The sequence below is a fragment of the Pseudomonas sp. NPDC090233 genome, from assembly GCF_044772285.1.
Taxonomy (GTDB): domain Bacteria; phylum Pseudomonadota; class Gammaproteobacteria; order Pseudomonadales; family Pseudomonadaceae; genus Aquipseudomonas.
The window spans coordinates 560042-573448 of the sequence record NZ_JBIVYQ010000005.1 but is presented as its reverse complement, the minus strand read 5'-3'; the positions used below and the strand labels follow the sequence as shown (position 1 = coordinate 573448).

The window sequence follows — 13407 nt, the reverse complement described above, 5'->3', positions numbered from 1 at the left end:
CTCCAGAAATGCCGCGTATCCTAGCATCAACCTGTGACCAGGTTCTGTGGATTCCCCGCCGCCCAGCGGATGATGTTGTCCAGTGTGGTAGCGGCAATGGCGTCCAGTGCCTCGCGGGTGAGGAAGGCTTGGTGCGCGGTGATGATCACGTTGGGGAAGGTCAGCAGCCGCGCCAGTACATCGTCCTGCAGCGGCTGGTCCGAGCGGTCCTCGAAAAACAGCTGCGCTTCTTCTTCATACACATCCAGGCCCAGATAGCCGAGCTGGCCACTTTTCAGCGCGTCGATCAGTGCCGGTGTATCGACCAGCGCTCCACGTCCGGTGTTGATGAGCATGGCGCCGGGCTGCAACTGGGCCAGGCTCTGCGCATTGATCAGGTGTCTGGTGTGTTCGGTCAGCGGGCAGTGCAGGCTGATGATCCGTGCTTCGCGCAGCAGTGCGGGCAGCTCCAGGTAACGTGCGCCCAAGGCCAGCATTTCAGGGTTGGGGTAGGGATCATAGGCGAGCAACTGGCAACCGAAGCCGGCCATGATCCGGGCGAAGGCCACGCCAATCTGGCCGGTGCCGACCACGCCGACGGTCTTGCCATGCAGGTCGAAGCCCGTCAGGCCATGCAGGGTGAAGTCGCCTTCGCGGGTGCGGTTGTAGGCGCGGTGCAGGCGTCGATTGAGGGCGAGGATCAGCGCCACGGCATGCTCGGCCACGGCATGCGGCGAATAGGCCGGCACGCGCACCACCGCCAGGCCCAGACGCGCTGCGGCGCTCAGGTCGACATGGTTGAAGCCGGCCGAGCGCAGGGCGATCAGGCGCGTGCCGCCAGCGGCCAGGCGCTGCAGCACCTGGGCGTCGAGTTCATCATTGATGAAGGCGCACACCACCTCGAAGCCCTGGGCCAGGGCGGCGGTGTCGGGGGTCAGGCGGGCGGACTGGAAGTGCAGCTCCAGGGCGCCGGCTTGGGTGGCACGGGTGAAGCTTTCCTGGTCGTAGTGCTGGCTGCTGAATAACAGGGCGCGCATGAGGTACTCCTACAAGGCTTGTGCGGCAAGGCGATTGATCGCCGCATCCAGTTCGTCCAGTGCTTGCTGCGCCTGGGGATTGTCCTGTTTGAGCAGCGTCTCGCTGCGCTGGCACGCCGCTCGCAACTGCGGCACACCGCAGTAACGCGAGGCGCCATTGAGGCGGTGCACCTGTTCGATCAGCGTCTCGCGGTCCTCGGCCTCCCGTGCGGCACGAATGGCGGCATGGTCGCTCTGTAGCGATGCCAGCAGCATCGCCAGCATATCGGCTGCCAGGTCCGGCTTGCCTGCGGCCAGGCGCAAGCCTTCGTCAGGATCGAGCACGGGCAAGTCCTGGCCTTCGGCCTGCTGCTCCAGCACCGGCTCCAGCGGCCCGCCACCCAGGCTCAGGCCGGTCCACTTCATGACCACCTGGGCCAGCTGGCGCTCGCTGATCGGCTTGGTCAGGTAGTCGTCCATGCCGCTGTGCAACAGGGCGCGCTTCTCATTGGCCATGGCGTGGGCGGTGAGGGCGACGATCGGCAGCGGGTTGCCGCTCTGGGTGTTTTCCCACAGGCGGATCTGCTCGGTGCAGGCACGGCCATCCATGCCCGGCATCTGCACGTCCATCAGCACCAGGTCGAAGGGTTCACTCTGCACCGCCTGCACTGCGGCGTAGCCGTTGTCGACCGCCAGCACTTGGGCGCCGAGGTCTTCCAGCAGGGTTTGTACCAGCAGCAGGTTGGCGGCATTGTCGTCGACGCAGAGCACCTTCGGCTGGCGCTGGCCGCGCTTGCCCGGTGCCGGCTCGCCCAGCGGGCGGCGCGGTTGCAGCAACTCCAGCAACAACCGGCGCAGTTTGCGCGTGCAGGTCGGTTTGGACAGCAGTTGGCCGTGGCCATTGGGCAGGTAAGGGTGGTACAGCGCCTGCTCGGTGGTCGGGCACAGCACCACGCACTGGCAGTGGTAGCGCTCCAGTTGCAGATGGTATTGACCAAGCTGCTCGGGCGAGAGGTTGCCCAGGTTGGCGCCGAGCACGGCGAACTCGAATGGCATGCCGGCCTGGAATCCGGCCTGCACACCCTGCAGCAACTGCTCATAGGAGGCGAACAGGCTGACGCTCAGGCCGCAATCCTCAAGCTGGTGCTCAAGGGCCTGGCGGGCCAGTTCGTGGCTGTCGACGATGGCTGCCCGGCGCCCCAGCAGCGGCTGTGGTGGCGGCTGTTCGATATCGTCATGGGCTTTGGGCAGGCTCAGGCTGATCCAGAACTGCGAGCCCTCACCCGGGGTGCTGTCGACGCCGATCTCACCGCCCATCTGCTCGATCAGGCGCTTGGAGATCACCAGGCCCAGGCCGGTGCCGCCCGGCTGGCGAGCCAGCGAGTTGTCGGCCTGGCTGAAGGCCTGGAACAGGGTGCGCACATCCTGGGGCGACAGGCCGATGCCGGTGTCCTGCACGCTGATGCGCAGCTGCGCGGTGTCTTCCTGCTCGTCTTCGAGCATCGCGCGCACGACGATGGTGCCTTCGCGGGTGAACTTGATGGCGTTGCTCACCAGGTTGGTGAGAATCTGCTTGAGCCGCAGCGGGTCGCCGATCAGCGATGATGGGGTGTCGCGGTAGATCAGGCTGAGCAGTTCAAGCTGCTTGGCGTGGGCGGCGGGTGCGAGGATGGTCAAGGTGTCCTGGACCAGGTCGCGCAAGTTGAACGGAATGCTGTCGAGCACCAGCTTGCCGGCCTCGATCTTGGAGAAGTCGAGAATCTCGTTGATGATCCCCAGCAAGTTGTCGGCGGACTTCTCGATGGTATTCAGGTAGTCCAGCTGGCGCGGCGTCAGCTCGCTTTTCTGCAGCAGGTGGGTAAAACCGAGGATGCCGTTGAGTGGGGTACGGATTTCGTGGCTCATGTTGGCCAGGAACTCGGACTTGATGCGGCTGGCCTCCAGGGCTTCCTTTCGCGCCATGTCCAATTCGATGTTCTGGATCTCGATGGTTTCCAGATTTTGCCGCACGTCCTCGGTAGCCTGGTCGATGCTGTGCTGCAGCTCTTCATGGGCGCTGTGCAGGGTTTCAGCCATGCGGTTGATGCCGCGGGCCAGTTCGTCCAGTTCATGGCTGCCCATGGCCGGCAGGCGTTCTTCGAGGTGGCCGTCCTTGAGCTGGTTGACGGCATGCTTGATGCGCGCGATCGGGTCGTTGATGGTGCGGCTCATGCGCATCGCCAGCAGGGCGCTGAGCACCAGGCAGGCGAGGATCAGCAGCACGGTGGTGAACAGGTTGCGGTAGCCGCGCAGCAGGGTGCCGTCGTGGGACAGTTCGATCTCGACCCAGCCCAGCAAGCGCTCGGCTTCGGCCGGCACGGCATCGGTGGCCAGGTCGCGGTGGTGGCCGAACACCGGCATCAGGTAGCGGGTGGCGTCATTGCCCGTGCGCTGCAGCAGTTGAGTGCCGGTGCCGCCACTGGGCGCCTGGTTGATCATGCTGGGGCCGGCGTGGGCCACGCGGCTGCGGTCCGGGGCGAGAAACGCCACGGCCCGCACATCGGCCTGCTCCAGGGTTTGCGCGGCAATGCGTTCCAGCTGGGCCGGCGCGTTGCGCGCCAGCGCAGGCGCGGCCAGCGGTGCCAGTTGCTCGGCGATCATCTTGCCGCGTTGCAGCAGTTGCGTGCGCAACTGGTTTTGCTGCAGCCAGGTGAAATAGCTGCCCAGCACCAGAGCCATCAGGCTGGCAGGCAACAGTGCCAGCAGCAGTACCCGGCTTCTGATTCCCAAACGATCGAGCACACTCGCCTCCTGTGATGTGCCTGGACGCCGTCACCTGGGCGACGGACCAAAGCGGGAAGTTACTCCGCCTGCCTGCCCAATGCACCCTTTTATAGCGCTTTTTGCCAGCGCTGGGGGCATTGGTCGCAGCGCGGTTGCCTGAACAGTGTTCATGCTCAATAATTGCGTAATTGAGAATGCATGGCAGTTGCCAATGAATCCCGTAGCTATTCACACATCCCGTATCCTCGCCATCGAGGACGACCCGGTGCTGGGCGCGTACCTGCATGAAGAACTGCAGCGCGGTGGCTTTCAGGTGACCTGGTGCCGCAACGGCCTGGAAGGCCTAGAAACGGCTGGCCGGCACGCCTTCGACGTGGTGCTGATGGACATTTTGCTGCCGGGGCTCAATGGCCTGGATGCCCTGGCCCAGCTGCGTCATCGCAGCGCCACGCCGGTGATCCTGATGTCGGCGCTGGGCGCCGAGGCCGACCGTATCAGCGGCTTCCAGCGCGGTGCCGACGACTACCTGCCCAAGCCTTTCAGCATGGTCGAATTGCAGGTCCGCATCGAAGCGATCCTGCGCCGTGTCGCCCTCGAACGCCGGCATCAGCCGCAGCTGGAGGTCGCCAGCGGCGAGTTGTGTTTCGACGAGGCGCTGTGCGATGTCAGCCTTAATGGCCGCCAGGCCGGCCTGACCCCCAGCGAATACCGCCTGTTCGACATTCTCAACCGCAACCTCGACGAAGTGCTGAGCAAGCCCTTCCTTTATCAACAGGTCCTGCAACGTGGTTATTCGCGCCATGACCGCAGCCTGGACATGCACGTCAGCCAGATCCGTCGCAAGCTCAAGGGCATCGACTATCACGAGCGGCAGATCCGCACCGTGTGGGGCAAAGGCTACGTGCTCAGCGTCGGCGAGGCGGAGTAAGCCATGCTCGATCGTCATTCGCTGTTCTGGAAACTGTCGATTTTGCTGGTGGGCTTCTGCCTGCTGATGATCGGCCTCAGCTACACCTGGGGCCGCCACGTGGAAACCCAGAACGCCTTTCTCGACGAGCCAGCCCGTCAGGTGCTGCGCGGTTACGCCAGCGAGGCCGAACAGGCCTGGCGCAGCGGTGGGCGAGAAGGGCTGGACCGCTGGGTCGCGGCCATACACCAGCGTGAGCATGGCTGGGTGGGTGTGCTCGACAGCAGCCTGCGCCCGCTCGACAGTGCGACCCTCGGCCCGGAAATCATGCAGCGGCTCACCCGCCTGCGCGGTGTCGACTGGCCCATGAGCCGGCGCAGCATTGACCAGCCTTGGTTGCGCATACCGTTCCCCGGGGCGCCGGAGCAGGGCATGCTGGTGATCGAGTTGCCGCAGCGCTTCAACCCCGGCCATTACCGTTTGCTGTGGCGGGTGGTCACCAACGGCATCATCCCTGGCCTGTTCACCCTGCTGCTGTGCGTTGGCTTGTACCGCATGCTGATCGTGCCGCTCAACCAACTGCGCGAACAGGCCAATGCCTGGCGCGCCGACCAGCTTTCGGCGCGCCTGGATTCACGCACTATCGCCCGACATGACGAACTCGGCGAGCTGGCCCGGGCCTTCGACCAGATGGCCGAGAGGCTGCAGGGCACGGTGGCCCTGCAGCAACAGTTGCTGCGCGATCTGTCCCACGAAATGCGCACCCCGCTCAGTCGCCTGCGCGTGGCCTGTGACGGTGAAACTGACCTGCAACGCCTGCGCGAACGGTTGGGCCGCGAAGTGGACTGCATGCAACAGTTGGTCGAAGACACCTTGCAGCTTGCCTGGCAGGATGCCGAACGCGCACCGATGAACCTCGAACCGATTCAGGTGCAGGCGCTGTGGGACCTGCTGATCGAAAATGCCAGTTACGAAAGTGGCTGGGGAGTCGAGCGTTTGATGTGCGAGGTACCTGGCGATTGTTGGGTGCAGGGCAATCTCAATCACTTGGCCCAGGCACTGGAGAACATGCTGCGCAATGCCATTCGCCATTCTCCGGCTAATGGACTGGTACGGTTGGGAGGGCTGCGCGAGGGTGGTTACTGGCGTTTGTGGCTGGAGGATGAAGGCGGCGGTGTGGCCGAAGAAGAGCTGGAGCGGATCTTCGCACCGTTTTCCCGTCTCGATGGTTCTCGGCCCGGTGATGGTGGCTTTGGTTTGGGCTTGAGCATCGCTCGCAGTGCGATCCAGCGTCAGGGCGGAACGCTTTGGGCCGAGAACGGCAAACGCGGGTTGCGGTTGTGCATGCGTTTGCCGGTTCATGTCCCGGCCTCTTCGCGGGGCAAGCCCGCTCCCACAGAATTGCAGCTCACATAGCAACCAACTTATAGCCAGCAGTTATATCCACTGCAGATTGCGTGATATGGCCGCGAAGGGTTTGCCGGTATGATAGGCACCCCTGCCGTCCGGATTGTGAAATACGCCATGACCTTGCAGTACCCAACCATCGCCGATTGCGTCGGCAATACGCCCCTGGTTCGCCTGCAGCGCATCGCTGGCGAAACCAGCAATACCCTCCTGCTCAAGCTTGAAGGCAACAATCCTGCCGGCTCCGTCAAGGACCGCCCGGCGCTGTCGATGATCACCCGCGCCGAATTGCGCGGCCAGATCAAGCCTGGCGATACGCTGATCGAAGCCACCTCCGGCAATACCGGCATTGCCCTGGCCATGGCGGCGGCGATCAAGGGATACAAGATGATCCTGATCATGCCCGACAACTCCACCGCCGAACGCAAGGCGGCGATGACCGCCTACGGCGCCGAGTTGATCCTGGTGACCAAGGAAGAGGGCATGGAGGGTGCCCGCGACTTGGCCGAGAAGCTGCAGGCCGAAGGCCGTGGTCTGGTCCTCGATCAGTTCGCCAACGGCGACAATCCGATTGCCCATTACAACAGCACCGGTCCGGAGATCTGGCAGCAGACCCAGGGCACCATTACCCATTTCGTCAGCTCCATGGGCACCACCGGCACCATCATGGGGTGCTCGCAGTACCTCAAGGAGCAGAACCCCGAGGTGCAGATCATCGGCCTGCAGCCGATGGAAGGCTCGGCCATTCCAGGCATTCGCCGCTGGCCTGAGGAATATCTGCCGAAGATCTTCGACGCCACCCGCGTTGACCGCGTGGTGGACATGTCTCAGCAAGAGGCTGAGGACACCACCCGCCGTCTTGCCCGTGAAGAGGGCATTTTCTGCGGCGTGTCTTCCGGTGGTGCGGTGGCGGCCATGCTGCGCCTGTCCCAGGAAGTGGAAAACGCGGTAATGGTCGCGATCATTTGCGACCGTGGCGACCGTTACCTGTCCACCGGCCTGTTCGACCCGAGCTAAATGTCCAGAAAAAAAACCAACAGCGGCCTGCGCTTTCAGCCGGCCGGTGGCAACCGTACGTCCCAAGTCCCCGTGGGCAAAAAGCAGCGCCTGGATATCGAGCGCTTGGCCGGTGACGGCCGTGGCATCGCCTTCCTTGAAGGGCGCACCTGGTTCGTCAGCGGTGCCCTGGCTGGTGAAGCGGTCGAGGCGCGGGTACTCAATGCCCGCGGCAAAGTGGTCGAGGCGCGCCTGGAGCGTGTGCTGCAGGCCAGTCCCGAGCGCCGCGAGGCGCCGTGTCGACATTACCAGCGCTGTGGCGGCTGCAACTTGCAGCACCTGCCGCATGAAGGCCAGCTGGCGCTCAAGCAGCGCACCCTGGCCGAACAGCTGCAACGGGTTGCCGGCGTGCAACCTGAAGAGTGGGCCGCGCCACTGAGCGGGCCGGAGTTCGGCTACCGGCGCCGGGCGCGGGTGGCGGTGCGCTGGGATGTGAAAGCGCGTCAGTTGGACGTTGGTTTCCGTGCCGAGGCCAGTCAGGACATCGTCGCCATCGACGATTGCGCAGTACTGGTACAGCCTTTGCAAACTATTCTGCGGCACCTGCCAACAGTCCTGCGTTCGTTGAGCAAACCGCAGGTCATCGGCCATGTCGAGCTGTTCAGTGGTACCAACGAGGCTGTATTGGTGCGCCATGTGTCACCGTTGCCAGCTGAAGACCTGGCCCGTTTGCAGGCATTCTGCACGGAGGCCAACGCCCAGCTGTGGTTGCAGGGCGAGGGTGAGCCGGCGCCGGTGGATGTCGACGCCAAGCTGGGCTTCACGCTGGAGCCCTGGCAGCTGGAACTGGCCTGGCGCCCGGGCGACTTCGTCCAGGTCAACGCCCAGGTCAATACCGCGATGATCGAGCAGGCCTTGGCCTGGCTCGCACCGCAAGCCGACGAGCGCGTGCTGGACCTGTTCTGCGGCCTGGGCAACTTCGCCCTGCCGCTGGCCCGCCAGGCGCGTGAAGTGGTGGCGGTGGAAGGCGTACAGGCGATGGTCGACCGGGCTGAGGCCAACGCCCGCAACAACGAAGTGCATAACGCGCAGTTTTTTCAGGCCGATTTATCGCAGCCTTTGGCAGGCGCCGGATGGGCCGCCGAGGGCTTTTCTGCGGTACTCTTGGATCCACCGCGCGACGGTGCGTTCGAGGTGGTGCAAGGCATCGCCCGCCTCAAGGCCAAGCGGCTGGTTTATGTATCGTGCAACCCGGCCACACTGGCGCGAGACGCTCAGGTGCTGGTCGGCCAAGGGTACCGGTTAAAAAGGGCCGGGATTCTCGACATGTTTCCTCAGACGGCGCATGTCGAAGCCATGGCGTTATTCGAAGCGGGCTAGCGAGCTGGCCCCTTGGTGCGGTTTCCATGGACTGGGAACCACACGGTGATAGCCAGCGCATCCGCGTGGTGCGCTGTATGGAAAGGTAAAGCAAAGATGGTACAGGTGAGAGTGCACCAGCCGGTCAACACCGACGGCAGTATCAATCTCGAAGCATGGCTGGATCACGTGGTAAGCGTGGATTCGGCATTGGACCGCGTGGCCCTCAAAGAGGCCTGCGAGTTCGCCCAGGATATCGAGAAAAAGGGCAATCCGGCCAAGCATTCATGGGCCGACGGCACCTCCAGTTTTCAGGCAGGCCTGGAAATCGCCGAGATCCTCGCCGACCTCAAGCTCGACCAGGATTCCTTGGTGGCGGCGGTCATCTATCGCTCGGTGCGTGAGGGCAAGGTGACCCTGGCCGAGGTTGGCCAGCGTTTCGGCCCGGTGGTGTCCAAGCTGATCGACGGCGTGCTGCGCATGGCCGCCATCAGTGCCAGCCTCAGCCCGCGCCAGTCGCTGGTGCTGGGCTCGCAGGCGCAGGTCGAGAACCTGCGCAAGATGCTGGTGGCGATGGTCGACGATGTGCGCGTGGCGCTGATCAAGCTGGCCGAGCGTACGTGCGCGATCCGTGCGGTAAAGTCCGCCGATGACGAAAAGCGCCTGCGCGTGGCACGCGAGGTGTTCGACATCTATGCGCCGCTGGCCCATCGCCTGGGCATCGGCCACATCAAGTGGGAGCTGGAAGACCTGTCCTTCCGCTACCTCGAACCCGATCAGTACAAGCAGATCGCCAAGCTGTTGCACGAGCGCCGGCTGGACCGCGAGCGCTTCATCAATGACGTGATGAACCAGCTGCAGAACGAGCTGCTGGCCACCGGCGTGAATGCCGATATCAGCGGCCGGGCAAAACACATCTATTCGATCTGGCGCAAGATGCAGCGCAAAGGCCTGGAGTTCAGCCAGATCTACGACGTACGTGCGGTGCGCGTGCTGGTGCCGGAAGTGCGCGACTGCTACACCGCGCTGGGGATCGTGCACACCCTGTGGCGGCACATTCCCAAGGAGTTCGACGACTACATCGCCAACCCCAAGGAGAACGGCTACCGTTCGCTGCACACGGCGGTGATCGGCCCCGAGGGTAAGGTGCTCGAAGTACAGATCCGTACCCAGGGGATGCACGAAGAAGCCGAACTCGGCGTTTGTGCTCACTGGCGTTACAAGGGCACCGACGTCAAATCCAGTTCCAATCACTACGAAGAGAAGATTTCCTGGTTGCGCCAGGTACTCGAGTGGCATGAGGAACTGGGTGATATCGGTGGCCTGGCCGAGCAGCTGCGGGTCGACATCGAACCGGATCGGGTCTATGTATTCACCCCCGACGGTCATGCCATCGACTTGCCCAAGGGCTCGACGCCGCTGGACTTCGCCTACCGCGTGCACACCGAGATCGGCCACAACTGTCGTGGCGCCAAGATCAACGGGCGCATCGTGCCGCTCAACTACAGCCTGCAGACCGGCGAGCAGGTGGAGATCATCACCAGTAAGCACGGCAACCCTAGCCGGGACTGGCTGAACTCCAACCTGGGCTACGTCACTACCTCGCGGGCGCGGGCCAAGATCGTCCACTGGTTCAAGCTGCAGGCGCGCGACCAGAACGTCGCTGCCGGCAAGACCCTGCTCGAACGTGAGCTCAGCCGCCTGGGCCTGCCGCAGGTCGACTTCGAGCGCTTGGCCGAGAAAACCAACGTCAAGACTGCCGAGGACATGTTCGCCTCGCTCGGTGCCGGCGACCTGCGTCTGGCGCACCTGGTCAACGCCGCCCAGCAACTGCTCGAACCCGATCGTATCGAGCAGATCGAACTGGTGCCGCGCAAGCCTACCGGCACCCGTACCGGCAAACGCGGCGACATCCAGATCCAGGGCGTCGGCAACCTGCTCACGCAAATGGCCGGCTGCTGTCAGCCGCTGCCGGGCGATGCCATTGTTGGCTACATCACCCAGGGCCGTGGCGTCAGCATCCACCGCCAGGATTGCGCCTCGGCGCTGCAACTGGCCGGGCGAGAGCCGGAGCGGATGATCCAGGTCAGCTGGGGGCCGATACCGGTGCAGACCTACCCGGTCGACATCGTCATCCGTGCCTACGACCGCCCAGGCTTGCTGCGTGACGTGTCGCAGGTGCTGCTGAACGAAAAGATCAACGTGCTGGCGGTCAACACCCGCTCGAACAAGGAAGACAACACCGCGCTGATGTCGCTGACCATCGAGATTCCAGGCCTGGATGCCCTTGGGCGCTTGCTGGGGAGGATTTCGCAGTTGCCGAACATCATCGAAACGCGGCGTAATCGTACACCTTGAGACCGAGGTGCCCCCATCGCGGATGAATCCGCTCCTACAGGAACGATGCAATCCCCGTAGGAGCGGATTCATCCGCGATGGGCGCACCACCGAAGGACCTGCTTAAATGACCTACACCCTCGAAGACCTGCTGCACCTCATGGCCCGCCTGCGCGACCCGCAGTACGGCTGCCCATGGGACCTCAAGCAGAACTACGTAAGCATCGTCCCGCACACCATCGAAGAAGCCTACGAAGTCGCCGACACCATCGAGCGCGGTGATTTCGAGCACCTGCAAGGTGAACTCGGCGACCTGTTGTTCCAGGTGGTCTACTACAGCCAGCTGGCCCGCGAGGAGGGGCGTTTCGAGTTCGACGGCGTGGTCGACAGCATCACCCGCAAGCTGATCCGCCGTCACCCGCATGTATTCCCCACCGGCGAGCTGTATGCGCCGCTGGACACCCCCAGCCTGAGCGAGGCCCAGGTCAAGTCGCGCTGGGAAGAGATCAAGGCCGAAGAGCGCGCCGAGAAAAGTGAGCCCGAACAGCTGTCGCTGCTCGATGACGTGCCAGCGGCATTGCCCGCGCTGTCGCGAGCGGCCAAACTGCAGAAACGCGCGGCCACCGTCGGTTTCGACTGGCCCGATGCGCTTCCGGTGTTGGACAAGGTTCGGGAAGAGTTGGACGAAGTGCTGCAGGCCATGGCCGACGGCGATGCCGACGCCCTCGAAGATGAGATTGGCGACCTGCTGTTCGCCACCGTCAACCTGGCCCGCCACCTCAAGCACGACCCGGAAAACGCCCTGCGCCGCGCCAATCGCAAGTTCGAGCGGCGTTTCCGCTTTATCGAACAGGCATTGCGCGACAGTGGTCGGCCGATTGAAGATTGTAACCTTGACGAATTGGACGCCCTTTGGGGGGAAGCCAAACGTCAGGAAAAGAACCTGCCCAGCTGCGGCTGAGTGGCTGCATAAGTGAGTGAACATCCATGAGTCTTTCCCTTCGCGATCAATTGCTCAAAGCCGGTCTGGTCAACCAGAAACAGGTATCCCAGACCAACAAGGCCGAGAAGAAACAGAAACGCCTGGAGCACAAGGGCCAGGTCGAAGTCGACGACACCCAGCAGCGCCTGGCCAAGGAAGCCATGGCCGAGAAGGCCAAGCGTGACCAGGAACTGAACCGCCAGCAGCAGGAAAAGGCCGAGCAGAAAGCCCGTGCCGCGCAGATCAAGCAGTTGATCGAAGCGACCCGCCTGCCCAAGCTCAGCACCGAGGACTACTTCAACTTCGTCGACGACAAGAAGGTCAAGCGCATCGCCGTCAACACCCTGATGCGCAGCAAGCTGAGCAATGGCGCGCTGGCGATCGTGTCGCATGGCGGCGGTTACGAGGTAATCCCGCGCGAGGCGGCGGTGAAGATCCAGGAGCGCGACCCCAATCGCATCCTGCTGCTCAACACCCATGTCGAGGAAGCGGACGAGGATGACCCGTACGCAGCCTACAAGATCCCTGACGATTTGATGTGGTAAGCAGCAGAAACCCCGCCTAGGCGGGGTTTTCTTTTGAAAGACTGTGTCATTGCGTACTGCGCTGGCCTTCCAGGTCTTCCAGCTCCGCGCGGTACTGGTGGGCTTCGTGTTCATTGTGGAACATGCCGACCAATTGGCCTTGCTGGTGCACATCCCAGATCCGCACGCCAGCGGCCAGGCCTTCGTGGGACATTCTCGATTCGTCGCGTTCGGTTACTTGGACTGTCATCGGTAAACTCCACTGCTTGGGTGATTGCGACATTGTGTCGCACACCCTCTTTATAGAGTTTGATAGCAGGCTAAGTAAATAAAACGCTGATGAAACAATGTTCATGTTCAGCAGGCAAAAAGAAGCCCCGCACTGGGCGGGGCTGCGGATACTGCGGGCTGTGGTGAATCAGTTACCCTTCACCGGCTTGCCGTCGACCGTGCCATCCTGCAGCACGATCACATACTCCTTGCCATCAGTCTCGACCTGGCGCAGTTGCACCAGCAGGTAGTCCCACTGCTTGGCGAACCACAGCTCGGTGATGCGCTTGCTCTGGCTCGGGTCGCGCACGCGCTCGACCTTCACCGCATCGACCTGGCCGGTCTTGGTGGTGACTTTCTCGGAGCCGAGCACACGGAAGTCGTAGGTGTCGATCTCGTCACCGTCGACCACCTGGTAGGTCATGCTCTTCTTGCCGGCGGCAACATCATGCTGCAGTGCCAGCTGGTAGGACGATTTGTCCAGCACGCCGCGGTTGAGCGGCAGGCTGACGGCATCGCCACGGTCGCTGCCAGTGACTTTCTTGCCGGTCCAGTCGAAGGTCAGGTCGACTTTCTTGGCCTTGCCCAGGCCGCCGCGCTCGAAGTGGTACTTCTGCGGCAGCAGGGTGTCGTTTTCCATGCGCAGGGTGCTTTGCTCGGTCAGGCTGGCGATCATCATGGAAGCCTTGAAGTTAAGGTCCCAGGTACCGTTTGCGTTCTTGACCAGGCTGCGCTCGGCAGTGCCGCTCATGGGGAGTTGCTTCCAGTCGGCGGTGTAGCTGGCCGAGAAGGGCTTCAGATCGGCAGCCTGCAGGGGCAGGGCAAGCACGGCGAGAGCCAAGAGCAGGGCGCGACGCATAAATTCTC

Annotated in this window: 11 protein-coding genes; 7 read left to right on the top strand and 4 right to left on the bottom strand. The window is 63.2% G+C overall.

All coding sequences use genetic code 11. The features are described 5' to 3' along the window. Positions 1-26 precede the first annotated feature (26 nt). Together ACIQUF_RS17125 and ACIQUF_RS17120 are read right to left on the bottom strand one after the other, a co-directional pair. Positions 27-1016: a 2-hydroxyacid dehydrogenase gene (locus tag ACIQUF_RS17125; RefSeq protein ID WP_403133462.1), complete on the bottom strand. Its 990-nt coding sequence runs from the start codon at positions 1014-1016 to the stop codon at positions 27-29. A gap of 9 nt (positions 1017-1025) precedes the next feature. After that, positions 1026-3776, bottom strand: coding sequence for a response regulator (locus tag ACIQUF_RS17120; RefSeq protein WP_403133459.1), 2751 nt, complete (start codon positions 3774-3776; stop codon positions 1026-1028). Positions 3777-3969: 193 nt separating this feature from the next. On the opposite strand from ACIQUF_RS17120, the gene ACIQUF_RS17115 reads away from it, so the two are divergent. The 7 genes from ACIQUF_RS17115 (at position 3970) to ACIQUF_RS17085 (ending at position 12291) form a co-directional block, all read left to right on the top strand. Next, entirely contained in the window at positions 3970-4686 is a 717-nt protein-coding gene (locus ACIQUF_RS17115; RefSeq protein WP_403133457.1) for a response regulator transcription factor, read from the top strand. A 3-nt stretch (positions 4687-4689) separates the two neighbouring features. After that, positions 4690-6081, top strand: a complete 1392-nt coding sequence (locus ACIQUF_RS17110) for a histidine kinase sensor domain-containing protein (protein ID WP_403133456.1) — start codon at positions 4690-4692, stop codon at positions 6079-6081. Positions 6082-6189: 108 nt separating this feature from the next. After that, complete coding sequence (gene cysM, locus ACIQUF_RS17105) at positions 6190-7089, top strand: cysteine synthase CysM (RefSeq protein WP_400804478.1); 900 nt, start codon at positions 6190-6192, stop codon at positions 7087-7089. Beyond that, a complete protein-coding gene (gene rlmD, locus ACIQUF_RS17100) occupies positions 7090-8448 on the top strand; it encodes a 23S rRNA (uracil(1939)-C(5))-methyltransferase RlmD (protein WP_403133454.1) in 1359 nt (452 codons plus the stop codon). Positions 8449-8544: 96 nt separating this feature from the next. Further along, positions 8545-10785, top strand: a complete 2241-nt coding sequence (gene relA / locus ACIQUF_RS17095; protein ID WP_403133451.1) for a GTP diphosphokinase — start codon at positions 8545-8547, stop codon at positions 10783-10785. A 106-nt stretch (positions 10786-10891) separates the two neighbouring features. Further along, positions 10892-11725 (top strand): nucleoside triphosphate pyrophosphohydrolase, encoded by an 834-nt coding sequence (mazG, locus tag ACIQUF_RS17090; RefSeq protein WP_403133449.1) that lies wholly within the window; start codon positions 10892-10894, stop codon positions 11723-11725. A gap of 26 nt (positions 11726-11751) precedes the next feature. Then, positions 11752-12291, top strand: a complete 540-nt coding sequence (locus ACIQUF_RS17085) for a DUF2058 domain-containing protein (RefSeq protein ID WP_403133447.1) — start codon at positions 11752-11754, stop codon at positions 12289-12291. A 46-nt stretch (positions 12292-12337) separates the two neighbouring features. Here ACIQUF_RS17085 and ACIQUF_RS17080 read toward each other — a convergent pair whose 3' ends face one another. Both ACIQUF_RS17080 and ACIQUF_RS17075 read right to left on the bottom strand, forming a co-directional pair. After that, entirely contained in the window at positions 12338-12520 is a 183-nt protein-coding gene (locus ACIQUF_RS17080; RefSeq protein ID WP_403133444.1) for a hypothetical protein, read from the bottom strand. Between the two features lie 168 nt (positions 12521-12688). Continuing rightward, entirely contained in the window at positions 12689-13399 is a 711-nt protein-coding gene (locus ACIQUF_RS17075) for a DUF3108 domain-containing protein (RefSeq protein WP_403133441.1), read from the bottom strand. Between the last annotated feature and the right edge of the window lie 8 nt (positions 13400-13407).